The organism is Pseudonocardia sp. ICBG601, from assembly GCF_020496245.1.
On record NZ_JAHLJA010000148.1, the window covers coordinates 734,410 to 746,703 of the forward strand.

The 12,294-nt window shown below is 72.8% G+C and carries 10 protein-coding genes; 6 read left to right on the forward strand and 4 right to left on the reverse strand.

Annotated features, from left to right (window positions below):
* Nucleotides 1–119: 119 nt before the first annotated feature.
* The 4 genes from yidC to rpmH are packed head-to-tail and all read right to left on the reverse strand — an operon-like array spanning nt 120 to nt 2,270.
* Nucleotides 120–1,271 (reverse strand): membrane protein insertase YidC, encoded by a 1,152-nt coding sequence (yidC, locus tag KPL57_RS32645; protein WP_226354459.1) that lies wholly within the window; start codon nt 1,269–1,271, stop codon nt 120–122.
* A gap of 40 nt (nt 1,272–1,311) precedes the next feature.
* Nucleotides 1,312–1,677 (reverse strand): membrane protein insertion efficiency factor YidD, encoded by a 366-nt coding sequence (gene yidD / locus KPL57_RS32650; RefSeq protein ID WP_308253063.1) that lies wholly within the window; start codon nt 1,675–1,677, stop codon nt 1,312–1,314.
* A 41-nt stretch (nt 1,678–1,718) separates the two neighbouring features.
* Nucleotides 1,719–2,105: a ribonuclease P protein component gene (gene rnpA, locus KPL57_RS32655; RefSeq protein WP_208820459.1), complete on the reverse strand. Its 387-nt coding sequence runs from the start codon at nt 2,103–2,105 to the stop codon at nt 1,719–1,721.
* Between the two features lie 27 nt (nt 2,106–2,132).
* Nucleotides 2,133–2,270: a 50S ribosomal protein L34 gene (gene rpmH, locus KPL57_RS32660; RefSeq protein WP_020622600.1), complete on the reverse strand. Its 138-nt coding sequence runs from the start codon at nt 2,268–2,270 to the stop codon at nt 2,133–2,135.
* A 504-nt stretch (nt 2,271–2,774) separates the two neighbouring features.
* Between rpmH and dnaA the strand changes: the two genes are divergently transcribed.
* From dnaA to gyrB, 6 genes are all read left to right on the forward strand, one after another.
* Nucleotides 2,775–4,538, forward strand: a complete 1,764-nt coding sequence (dnaA, locus tag KPL57_RS32665; RefSeq protein ID WP_226354460.1) for a chromosomal replication initiator protein DnaA — start codon at nt 2,775–2,777, stop codon at nt 4,536–4,538.
* Nucleotides 4,539–5,581: 1,043 nt separating this feature from the next.
* The gene (dnaN, locus tag KPL57_RS32670; protein WP_226354461.1) at nt 5,582–6,736 is read left to right on the forward strand and encodes a DNA polymerase III subunit beta; all 1,155 of its coding nucleotides are present in this window, start codon (nt 5,582–5,584) and stop codon (nt 6,734–6,736) included.
* 116 nt (nt 6,737–6,852) lie between these two features.
* Nucleotides 6,853–7,797, forward strand: a complete 945-nt coding sequence (gene gnd / locus KPL57_RS32675) for a phosphogluconate dehydrogenase (NAD(+)-dependent, decarboxylating) (RefSeq protein ID WP_226354462.1) — start codon at nt 6,853–6,855, stop codon at nt 7,795–7,797.
* A gap of 36 nt (nt 7,798–7,833) precedes the next feature.
* Nucleotides 7,834–9,021 (forward strand): DNA replication/repair protein RecF, encoded by a 1,188-nt coding sequence (gene recF, locus KPL57_RS32680; RefSeq protein ID WP_226354463.1) that lies wholly within the window; start codon nt 7,834–7,836, stop codon nt 9,019–9,021.
* Between the two features lie 57 nt (nt 9,022–9,078).
* The gene (locus KPL57_RS32685; RefSeq protein ID WP_308253064.1) at nt 9,079–9,795 is read left to right on the forward strand and encodes a DciA family protein; all 717 of its coding nucleotides are present in this window, start codon (nt 9,079–9,081) and stop codon (nt 9,793–9,795) included.
* A 420-nt stretch (nt 9,796–10,215) separates the two neighbouring features.
* Entirely contained in the window at nt 10,216–12,282 is a 2,067-nt protein-coding gene (gene gyrB, locus KPL57_RS32690; protein ID WP_226354464.1) for a DNA topoisomerase (ATP-hydrolyzing) subunit B, read from the forward strand.
* The last annotated feature ends 12 nt before the right edge of the window (nt 12,283–12,294 follow it).

Sequence of the window (12,294 nt, forward strand, 5' to 3'; positions counted from 1 at the left end):
CACGCGCAACTCCTCTCGTCAACGGTTCGCGGTCCGTCGCGCCCGGGCCCGCGCGGCGGTGGGGTCCGCCGGGGCCGGCGGGGCGCGCCGGGGTCTGTCGGGGTGGTGCGGTGGGACGGTCAGCGACGCTTGCCGCGCCGGGCCTTCGCCCCCGGACGCTTCTGCACCGGCTTCGCCCCGGGCTTCTTCTGGCCGTTGCCGGAGCCGTTGCCGGAGCCGTTGCCGTTGCCGTTGCGGGCCGTGCCGTTGCGCTGCCCGTCGGGGGTCGTGCCGGTGTCGGCGGAGGCGCCGTCGGATCCGGTGGCGCGGGCCTCGGACGCCGCCTCGGCGGCCTCCTCCTCGGCCGGCTGGATCGGCTCGTCGGCGATCTCGCGGACGTCCTCGGCGGTGCCGCGACGGACGTCGCGGAGCGGCTTCTGGCCGGGGCGCGGGGCGCGGGCCTTGGCGGACTCGGTGGCCTTCTCGGCCTTGTCCGTCTCCTCGGCGTCGATCTTGCGGTAGACGACGTACTGCTGGCCGAGGGTCCACAGGTTGTTGGCGACCCAGTAGAAGAGGACCGCGAGCGGCAGGAACGGCGCACCGACGACGACACCGATCGGGAACACGTAGAGCATCAGCTTCTGCATGATCTCGGCCTGCGGGTTCGCCGCGACGGTGCCGGCGGCGATCTGCGCCTGCTGGCGGGCGACCGAGTGGCGCGCGGTGATGTGGGTGAAGATGCCGGCCGCGATCATCAGCGGGATCATCACGATCCACTGCGAGACCAGGTTGCCGCCGAGCTCAGCGACCGAGGCGGTGTTCTGCAGCGGCCACACGGCCGAGCCCAGCTTCGCGCCGAACAGACTCGAGTCGACGAACGAGGCGTTCTCGGCCGCGTTGAAGACGTAGTTCTCGGTCTTGCCCGGCTTGAACTCGCGCAGCACGTGGAACAGACCGATGAACACCGGGATCTGCACCAGGATCGGCAGGCAGCCCATGAGCGGGTTGGCGCCGTTCTGCTGCTGGAGCTTCTGCATCTCGGTGGCGAGCTTCTGGCGGTCGTTCGCGTACTTCTTCCGGAGCTTCTGCATCTCCGGGGCCATCTCCTGCATCTTGCGCATGGAGCGGACCTGCACGACGAACGGCTTGTAGAGGATGACGCGCAGCGTGAAGACGAGGAAGACGACCGACAGCGCCCAGGCGAACCCGTTGTCGTCGCCGAGGACGAAGCCGAAGACCTTGTGCCAGACCCACATGATCCAGCTGACGGGGTAGTAGATGAAGTCCAGCACTGCTGCGTTGCTCCTCGTGGTCTCGGGCGGGGCCCGCGGGTCAGCGGTCCGTACCGCGTGAGAGGCCTTCGGTCCGGGGCGGGTCGGTGGACGTCTGCTCCGGCCCGGGATCGGGTTCGGTGCCGCTGCGCGGGACCCCGTCGCTGCGCCGCCGGCGCGGCGGCACCGGGTCCCACCCGCCAGGGTGCCACGGGGCACACTTCAGCAACCGCCACACGGTGAGGCCGAGACCGCGCACGAAGCCGTGCTCGCGGAACGCCTCGACCGAGTACGCGCTGCAGCTCGGGTGGAACCGGCAGCTCGGCATCAGGTTCGGGGAGATCCACACCTGGTACCAGCGCACCGCGGCCATCGCGGCCCGCGCGCCGACACCGGGCCGGGCGCCGGGGGTCCCTCCGTCGTCCATCGGAGCCTCCTCACCCGTCGGGGCCGCGTCGTGTGCCGTGCTCATCGCGGGCCGTCCGCGGCCGGGCGCGGACGGCGCGGCCGCTGCGCCGCGCGCAGTGCGGAGTCGAGGTCGGCCGCCAGCTCGGCGGACGAGGCGTCACCGGCGGGCGGCAACGCACGGACGACGAGTGCGGCGCCGGCGGGCAGCGCCGTCAGCCGGTCCGCGACCAGGTGCCGCAGCCGCCGGGAGACCCGGTGCCGGACCACGGCGTTGCCGACGGCCTTGCTCACGACGAAACCCGCCCTCGGCGAGGCGTGCTCGGGCACGCCGCCGGGGCGGGTCAGGTCGAGATGCACCACCAGCCTCGACCGGCCGGCACGTCGTCCGCGCCTGATCGTCGAGGCGAACTCGGGCCGGCGGGTGAGCCGGGCGTGTGCCGGCAGCACGGCGCGGGCCGGTGGGGGCGCCGGCCGTCAGGCCGAGAGGTTGCCGCGCCCCTTGCGACGGCGCGCGGCGAGGATCGCGCGGCCGGCGCGGGTGCGCATGCGCAGCCGGAAGCCGTGCGTCTTGGCCCGGCGGCGGTTGTTCGGCTGGAAAGTACGCTTGCTCACGGTCGGCTCCTGGTCGGCGGTTCGCAGGCGTCCTGCGACGCCGAGATGTCTACGGTCACTGGCTCGGGTTCGCGGGCCACCGGCCACACGGCACTCCGCAACAGATGCGGGGAGCCGCGTTCGACGGGCGCGACACGCCCATCCGACCAGGTGTCCGGTCGTCAAGGGTACGCAGCGCGTTTCGAGGGGGTCAAACCGCCCCCACCGGGCGCCGCGACCCCGCCGGACGGCCGCCACGACGGCTGCTGCTAGCGTCGCCGACCCCGCCCGGGACCGGCGCGGGAGTAACGACCGCCCGCACCCCGACCGAGACCTCCACACGACCGACGGCCGGCGCCCCGATGCGCACCGGCCGGGACCTGCTGCGTACCTTTACGCACAAGTGTGGACAACTCTGGGGATACATCGCCCCTGAGGCCGAGTCCTCGTGTCCGGACGGCTCATCGCCAGTGCTCCGGGGGGAGCAGACCGCCGACGGCGGTCGATCGGGAGGGGGAAACGCGGATGACCGACCAGCCGGGCGATCTCGGCGCGGTCTGGAACCGGGTCATCGCCGATCTCTCCGGCGCGTCGGCCGAGTCCGGCACACCCGCCCTCTCCCCGCAGCAGCGCGCGTTCCTGCGCCTGACCCGTCCCCTCGGCCTGCTCGACGGCACCGCACTGCTCGCCGCGCCGAGCGAGTTCGCGAAGGACGCCATCGAGCGGATCCTGCGCAGGCCGATCAGCGACGCCCTCGGCCGCCACCTCGGTGTGGCGGTCAACCTCGCCGTCGTCGTCGACGCCTCCGCGGCGTCCGGCGGCACCGAGGTCCCCGACCCGCCCGGGTTCGGCATGCACCGCGGCGTCACCGCGGGGGACAGCGTCCGCGACACCGGCACCGGTGACCGGGCCGGCGACGACCCGGCCGCGGCGACCGACGGGGACCACGGCGCCCGTCCCGCACACGACCGCCCCGCGCGCGAGCACGCCCCCGCCGACGGCGCCGGTCCGGACACCGGGCCGCAGCCCGCCGTCGACGGCGGGTTCGGCAACGGCTTCGCCGGCGGGTCCCGCCGTGACGACGGCGGCCCCTCCGGCACCGACCGCGGCTGGTCGGCCGAGCCGGCTCCGTCGTCGTCCGGGGGATGGGCGCCGCAGCCCACCGGGCGCCCGGAGCCGGGCTCGCGCGAGGGCCAGACCTCGTGGCCTGCCTACACCGCACCGCAGGCGGGCGACCCGGTCGCGCCGCGGTCGCAGACCCGGCTCAACGAGCGCTACACCTTCGACACCTTCGTCATCGGTGCCTCGAACCGGTTCAGCCACGCCGCCGCCGTCGCGGTGGCCGAGGCGCCGGCGCGGGCGTACAACCCGCTGTTCATCTGGGGCGAGTCCGGGCTGGGCAAGACCCACCTGCTGCACGCCGTCGGGCACTACGCCCAGCGGCTGTTCCCCGGGATGCGGGTCCGGTACGTCAGTACCGAGGAGTTCACGAACGACTTCATCAACTCCCTGCGCGACGACCGCAAGGTCGCCTTCCAGCGCCGCTACCGGGACGTCGACGTGCTGCTGGTCGACGACATCCAGTTCCTGGAGGGCAAGGAGGGGACGCAGGAGGAGTTCTTCCACACCTTCAACACCCTCCACAACGCGAACAAGCAGATCGTCGTCTCCTCCGACCGGCCGCCCAAGCGCCTCGAGACCCTCGAGGACCGGATGCGCACGCGGTTCGAGTGGGGTCTGATCACCGACATCCAGCCGCCCGAGCTGGAGACGCGGATCGCGATCCTGCGGAAGAAGGCCGCGCAGGACCGGCTCGCCGTCCCCGGTGAGGTCCTGGAGTTCATCGCGGAGCGGATCGAGCGCAACATCCGCGAGCTCGAGGGCGCGCTGATCCGGGTCACGGCGTTCGCGTCGCTGAACCGGCAGGCCGTCGACACCCAGCTCGCCGAGATCGTGCTGCGCGACCTGATCCCGGACTCCGCGGCCTCGGAGATCACCGCACCGACGATCATGGCGGTCACCGCGGAGTTCTTCGGGCTCACACTCGACGAGCTGTCCGGGCCCGGCAAGACGAAGGCGCTCGCCCAGGCCCGCCAGATCGCCATGTACCTGTGCCGCGAGCTGACCGACCTGTCGCTGCCGCGCATCGGGCAGACCTTCGGCGGCCGGGACCACACGACCGTCATGCACGCCGACAAGAAGATCCGCAACGAGATCTCGCTCCGGCGGAAGACCTTCGAACAGGTGCAGGAGCTGACCGCGCGGATCAAGCTGCGCGCCCGGCACTGACCTCGGCCGGTGGCCCGCCGAGGCGGGTTGTCCACCGGTCGCACCGCTTCTCCACAGCCCCGGCCGGCCCCGCCGTGACCAGGCAGGACGCGTTCTCAGCGGTCACCGCGCGCACCGGGACCGATCCCGTGCAACCCACAGGGACCACGGCCCCCAGATCGCCGCTGCGGCGCGTTCCGGGCCGTCCCCGGGCGATCGGCACCCCCGCCGCCGCGGACGCCCGGGACACCGGGTCCGTCCGGCGCGGTACCGATCGGGTCCGGCGTGGCGTCACCCGCGTGTCGGTCCCACCACTCCCGTTCGTCGTCCGGTAGTGGGCACTCGGCGCTTCGCCACTCGTCCCGGTGATCGCTTGCGCTCACCCGCCGGTCACGCTCCGTCGATATTCCTGTGACGGGTGGGACGTCTGTGGGTTCATCGTGCAACGCGGGAGTGCCGAACGGTCTGTGCTCGCCATCACCCTGGGTCCACGATCCACCACGTTTCCACCCACATCTGGGGACAACTCTGTGGATGGATCGTCGCAGCCCCGTGGACGGATCGCCCGGGATCCGTGGACAACTCTGTGGTGAACCCGGGATGAACCGGGGACGGATGGGGGTCGACGCCGTCGGTCCACCGCTCCACAGACCTGTCAACGGGTGCCCCCACCGCCGTATCCCCAGCCGACGCGGCCTGCTGACCAGCGGGGATGCGCTCCATCCACACTGTGCACAGGACTTAGTACTACGACGGTTTATCTCTCTCTATCTCTTCTTCCTAAGAACACCTGTGTGGACCGACCCCCGGACGGGGGTCACGGACGGGGACACCGAACGGGCACCGGGGTGGCGTGGAAACTGTCGGGGCGAGGCTCTACCGTGAGCGTCCCGGCGAACCCCGGCTTCCGATCCCGTTCCGGCCACTCCGCTCCGCAGCCCCCTCCGGGCCACGGCGCCGGCCAGACCCGGAGGACGAACCGGTCCGCCGCCGCACCGCCGTCCCGTCGACGACCCGGCCCCGCGCCGTGGTCCGAGCCGGGCGCTACCGGGGAAGGTCTCCAGATGAAGTTCCGGGTCGAACGCGACGTCCTCGCGGACGCGGCCGCCTGGGTGGCGCGCAGCCTCCCGGCTCGTCCGCCGGTGCCCGTGCTCGGCGGGGTCCTCATCCAGTCCGACGGCGAGTCCGGCGAGAAGCTGACCGTCTCCGGCTTCGACTACGAGACCTCGGCGCGCGTCGAGCTCGACGCGACGGTCGGGGAGCCGGGCCGCACGCTCGTCTCCGGGCGGCTGCTGGCCGACATCACCCGCGCGCTCCCGTCCAAGCCGGTCGACCTGACCGTCGACGGCTCCCGCGCCACGATCAACTGCGGCAACTCCCGGTTCAGCCTCCCGACGATGCCGGTCGAGGACTACCCGCAGCTGCCCGACATGCCGCAGCGCGCCGGGTCGGTCGCCGCCGACGCGCTCGCCGCCGCCGTCGCCCAGGTCGCCGTCGCGTCCGGGCGGGACGACACGCTGCCGATGCTGACCGGCATCCGGCTCGAGATCGAGGGCTCGCAGCTCACGCTCGCGGCCACCGACCGGTTCCGGCTCGCCGTCCGCGAGCTCGAGTGGTCCCCGGAGGACGCCTCGATCTCGACCGCGGTGCTGATCCCGGCCAAGACCCTGGCCGAGGTCGCCAAGACCCTCGCCGGGCCCGGCACCGTGGAGATCGCGCTGTCGGCCGGGGACGGGATGCTCGGCCTCACCGGTGGCGGCCGCCGCTCCACCAGCCGGCTGCTCGACGCCGAGTTCCCGCGCTTCCGCCAGCTGATCCCGGCCGAGCACACCACCGCCGTCGAGCTCGACGTGGCGCTGCTGGTCGAGGCGATCAAGCGTGTCTCGCTCGTCGCGGACCGGGTCGCCCAGATCCGGATGGAGTTCGGCGAGGACGGGCTGCGCCTGGCCGCCGGCGGCGACGACGTCGGGTCCGCCGAGGAGGAGCTGCCCTGCGCGCTCGACGGCAGCCCGCTGACGATCGCGTTCAACCCGGGCTACCTGCTCGACGCGCTCGGCGCGCTGCACACCGACCGCGCCCAGCTGACGTTCACCACGCCGAACCGGCCCGCGCTGGTCCGTCCGGTGCCCAAGCCCGCCACCGACGACGCCGGCGAGGCGCCGTCGCCGGAGAAGTCCGGCTACCTGCACCTGCTGATGCCGGTGCGGCTGCCGGGCTGACCCCCGCCGGGCGGGCGTCCCGGCGAGGGGGAAGACTCGTCCCCGGTGTGATCGACGAGGGCCACCGGTGCCCTGCGGGGCATGCCGGCGGCACGGACGCGAAGGGGGCCACTGCCGTGCAGATCGGCATGATCGGACTCGGCCGCATGGGCGGCAACATGCGGGAGCGGCTGCGGGCCGCCGGGCACGAGGTGGTCGGCTACGACCCCCGCCCGGAGGTCAGCGACGTGGCCTCGCTCGCGGAGCTCGCGGGTGCGCTGGCCGCGCCGCGCGTCGTGTGGGTCATGGTGCCCTCCGGCGAGCCGACCCGGAACACCGTCGCCACGCTGGCGACCACGCTGGAGCCCGGTGACCTGGTCATCGACGGCGGCAACTCCCGCTACACCGACGACCAGCCCAACGCCGCGCTGCTCGACGCGCACGGCATCGGCTACGTCGACTGCGGCGTCTCCGGCGGGATCTGGGGCAAGGACAACGGCTACGGCCTGATGGCGGGCGGCGAGCCCGGGCACATCGAGCGCGCCATGCCGATCTTCGACGCGCTGCGCCCCGAGGGCGCGCGCGAGGAGGGGTTCGCGCACGCCGGGCCGGTGGGCGCGGGCCACTTCGCGAAGATGGTCCACAACGGCATCGAGTACGGCCTCATGCAGGCCTACGCCGAGGGCTTCGAGCTGATGGAGGCCAGCGAGCTGATCACCGACGTGCCCGGGGTGATCCAGGCCTGGTCGCGCGGCACCGTCGTCCGCTCCTGGCTGCTCGACCTGCTGGTCGACGCGCTCAAGGAGGACCCCCGTCTCGACCAGCTCGAGGGCTGGGTGGACGACTCCGGCGAGGGTCGCTGGACGATCGAGGAGGCCATCGCGCACGCGGTGCCGCTGCCGGTCATCTCCGCGGCGCTGTTCGCCCGGTTCTCCTCCCGGCAGGCCGAGTCGCCCGCGATGAAGGCCGTCGCCGCGCTGCGCCAGCAGTTCGGCGGGCACGCGGTGAAGAAGTCCGGGCCGGCCGGTGCCCCGGGCGACAAGGCGGGACCGTCGTCCGGCGGCGGTTCGACGCAGCAGTGACCCGGCGCCGAGCCGGACGGGAAGGGTGACCAGGCGGTGTACCTCAGGCGGTTCTCGGTCACCGACTTCCGGTCCTGGCCGGAGGCCGAGCTGGAGCTCGACCCCGGCGTGACCGTGCTGGTCGGGTCCAACGGCGTCGGCAAGACCAACCTGGTCGAGGGGATCGGCTACCTCGCCACCCTCGGCTCGCACCGGGTCTCCTCCGACGCGCCGCTGATCCGGCGCGGGGCCGAGCAGGCCGTCGTCCGCGGCGAGGTGCACCACCACGGCCGGAAGCTCGGCGTCGAGCTGGAGATCAACAACGGGAAGCAGAACCGGGCGCGGGTCAACCGCTCACCGGTCTCGCGGCCGCGCGACATCCTGGGGATCCTGCGCAGCGTGCTGTTCGCGCCGGAGGACCTGGCGCTCGTGCGGGGCGACCCGTCGGAGCGCCGGCGTTTCCTCGACGAGCTGCTCGTCGCGCGGTTCCCGCGCTACGCCGGCGTCCGCGCCGACTACGACAAGGTCCTGCGCCAGCGCTCGGCCCTGCTGAAGTCCGCGAAGCCGGCACTGCGCGGGGCCCGCGGCCGGTCCCGGGCGCCGGTGGCCGCGGACCCGGAGCTGCCCGACGACCTGGCGACGCTGGAGGTCTGGGACGGGCACCTCGCCCGTACCGGCGCGGCGCTGCTGGCCGGGCGGCGCGAGCTCGTCGTCGCGCTGGCGCCCTACGCCCGCGAGGCGTTCGCGGCGATCGCGCCGTCGTCGGACCCGATCGGCCTGGACTACCGGTCCAGCCTCGGGACGGCGGGGGTCGCGGAGCTGCCGTCGTCGACCGGGGACCTGGAGACGCTGCTGCTCGACCGGCTGGCCGAAGTGCGGTCCCAGGAGGTCGAACGCGGGGTCTGCCTGGTCGGCCCGCACCGCGACGAGCTGGACCTCGCCCTGGGCGAGGGACCGGCGAAGGGCTACGCCAGCCACGGCGAGTCATGGGCGTTCGCGCTGGCGCTGCGGCTGGCGTCCTACCGCCTGCTGCACGCCGACGACGTCGAGCCGGTCCTCGTGCTGGACGACGTCTTCGCCGAGCTGGACTCGGCCCGCCGCCGCGCGCTGACCGGGCTGGTGGCCGACGCGGAGCAGGTCCTGGTGACCGCCGCGGTGGCCGAGGACGTGCCCGCGGAGCTCGACGGGGTCCGGTTCGCCGTCGGCGACCGGACGGTGAGCCGCGACGGCGAGGTGCCCGCGTGATCACCCCGGCAGGTCTCGAACGTGTCACGGCATTCTGGGGACAAGGCTGTGGATACTGTGGATAACTCAGGAGCGCCGGGGGACGGACGCCGTTCCGGAACCGGAAACCGGAGGACAGGACGCCGGGGACCGGGCACCGACGGCGCGGCGCCTGGGGACGGACGCGACACCGAACCCGGTCACGACGCGGTCACGGGCGGGGACGTACCGGGCGGCGGCGTCCCGGGGGAGCAGGGCGACCTGCTCGCCGGCGACCGCGCGAACCTGCGCGGGGCCGACCTCGCGCGCGAGGCGTTGCGCGCGGCCCGTGAGGCGTCGGCCCGCAAGGCCGAGGAGCGGGCCCAGGCCGACCGGCCCAAGCTGCGCGTGGTCTCCGGGCGGGGGCGCCGCCGTCGCTGGTCGGGGGCGGGGCCCGACGACCGGGACCCGCAGCCGTTCGGACGTCTGGTGTCGCGGGTGTCGGTGGACCGCGGCTGGTCGAACCGGCTGACCGACGCGACCGTGCTCGGCCGGTGGCCGCAGCTGGTCGGGCCGGACGTCGCCGACCACTGCACACCGGTCTCGCTGCGCGACGGCGAGCTGACCCTGCAGGCCGAGTCGACGGCGTGGGCCACCCAGCTGCGGACCCTGCAGCGTCAGCTGCTGACCCGGCTCGCCGCCGCGGTCGGGCCGGACGTCGTGCGCCGGATCCGGGTCGTCGGGCCGAGCGGGCCGAGCTGGCGGCACGGTCCCCGGCACGTCCGCGGCCGCGGCCCCCGCGACACCTACGGCTGAGCCCCCGTTCCGCCCGGACATCGACCGCCGACCGGGCGGTGCGAACCGGGCCGCTCACGTTGCGGACGCGTCACGGCGCCACGGACGCGTGTGGGGGCCCGGATCGGGTGGGGAGCTGCGCGGGGGCGCACGCGCCGCTCTCGTCGGCGGTGAGCGCGGGATGACACGGCCGCCGGTCCGCTCGGCCCCGCAGGGGCACGTCCGATCCCGCACCGGACGCCGTTCGCCCGTCTGTGGCGCTTCTGGGTGGGTCCTTCCCGCCTTTCCGTCGGTCCCGACGGGTAGGATCGACAGGTGTTTCCCGGGTGGCTCCCCAAGACATGACCAGAGCGCCCGGTCGGTGGAACCGCTCCGTCGTCGTCGCACCGGTGGTGCGCGCGTCGCGCGGGCGGTTCACGTGGCGAGGAGAAGCAGCTACCCGTGGCTTCCGACAAGGCAGCGAACAACGCCTACGGCGCGTCGTCCATCACGGTCCTCAAGGGCCTGGAGGCGGTCCGCAAGCGGCCCGGCATGTACATCGGCTCGACCGGTGAGCGGGGCCTGCACCACCTGATCTGGGAGGTGGTGGACAACTCGGTCGACGAGGCGATGGCCGGTCACGCCACGAAGGTCGTCGTGACCCTGCAGTCCGACGGCGGCATCCGCGTCGAGGACGACGGTCGCGGCATCCCCGTCGAGATGCACCCGGTGGAGAAGAAGCCGACCCTCGAGGTCGTCCTCACCAGCCTGCACGCCGGCGGCAAGTTCGACGACAAGTCCTACGCCGTGTCCGGTGGTCTGCACGGTGTCGGCGTCTCGGTCGTGAACGCGCTGTCCACCGCGCTCGACGTCGAGGTCCGCCGCGACGGCCAGATCTGGCGCCAGCACTACGAGTACGCCGTGCCCGGCGAGCTCGTCGAGGCCGGCACCACGAAGAAGGCCGACACCGGCACCACGATCACCTACTGGGCCGACCCGAAGATCTTCGAGACGACCAGCTACACGCTGGAGACGATCCGTCGCCGGCTGCAGGAGCAGACGTTCCTGAACAAGGGCCTCACCATGGTCCTGCGCGACGAGCGGCGGCCGGAGAAGCCGGCGGGCGTCCCGTCGTCGGACGCGGTCGACGAGGACGGCAACCCGATCGAGGCGCCCGTCCCGGAGATCGACGCGGACTCCGAGCCCGACGCCGAGGGCTACGTGGCCAAGCCCAAGGAGTACGTCTTCCACTACCCGAACGGGCTGGAGGACTTCGTCGCGCACCTGAACAAGTCGAAGGACCCGATCCACCGCAAGATCGTCAGCTACACCGGCGAGGGCCCGGGCCACCAGGTCGAGGTCGCGATGCAGTGGAACTCGGGCTACTCCGAGTCGGTCTACACCTTCGCGAACACGATCAACACGCACGAGGGCGGCACCCACGAGGAGGGCTTCCGCCACGCGCTGACCGCGACGGTCAACAAGTACGCGCGCGACAAGAAGCTCATCAAGGAGAAGGACCCGGCGCTGTCCGGGGACGACATCCGCGAGGGCCTCGCCGCGATCGTCTCGGTCAAGGTCTCCGAGCCGCAGTTCGAGGGCCAGACCAAGACCAAGCTCGGCAACACCGAGGTCAAGTCGTTCGTCCAGCGCGTGTCGAACGAGTGGCTCGCCGACTGGTTCGAGCGCAACCCCACCGAGGCGAAGACGATCGTCACCAAGGCGGTCTCCTCGGCCCAGGCCCGCCTGGCCGCACGCCGCGCCCGCGAGCTCGTGCGCCGCAAGAGCGCCGGCGACATCGGCGGTCTGCCCGGCAAGCTGTCGGACTGCCGCTCGCGCGACCCGGAGAGCTGCGAGCTCTACATCGTCGAGGGTGACTCCGCGGGCGGCTCGGCGAAGGCCGGCCGCGACTCGATGCACCAGGCGATCCTGCCGATCCGCGGCAAGATCATCAACGTCGAGAAGGCCCGGATCGACCGCGTCCTCAAGAACACCGAGGTCCAGTCGATCATCACCGCGATGGGCACCGGCATCCACGACGACTTCGACCTGGCCAAGCTGCGGTACCACAAGCTGGTACTGATGGCCGACGCCGACGTCGACGGCCAGCACATCCGGACGCTGCTGCTCACGCTGCTGTTCCGCTTCATGCGCCCGCTGATCGAGAACGGGCACGTGTTCCTGGCGCAGCCGCCGCTGTACAAGCTCAAGTGGTCCGGTCGCGGGGCCGAGCCGGAGTACGCCTACTCCGACCGCGAGCGCGACGGCCTGATCGAGGCCGGTCGGGCCGCGGGCAAGAAGCTCCCCAAGGACCAGGGCGTGCAGCGCTACAAGGGTCTCGGCGAGATGGATGCCAAGGAACTGTGGGAGACCACGATGGACCCGACGAACCGGCTGCTGCTGCAGGTGAGCCTGGACGACGCCGCCACCGCCGACGAGCTGTTCTCGGTGCTGATGGGTGAGGACGTCGAGTCCCGCCGGTCCTTCATCACCCGCAACGCCAAGGACGTGCGCTTCCTGGACGTCTGATCCACACATCTG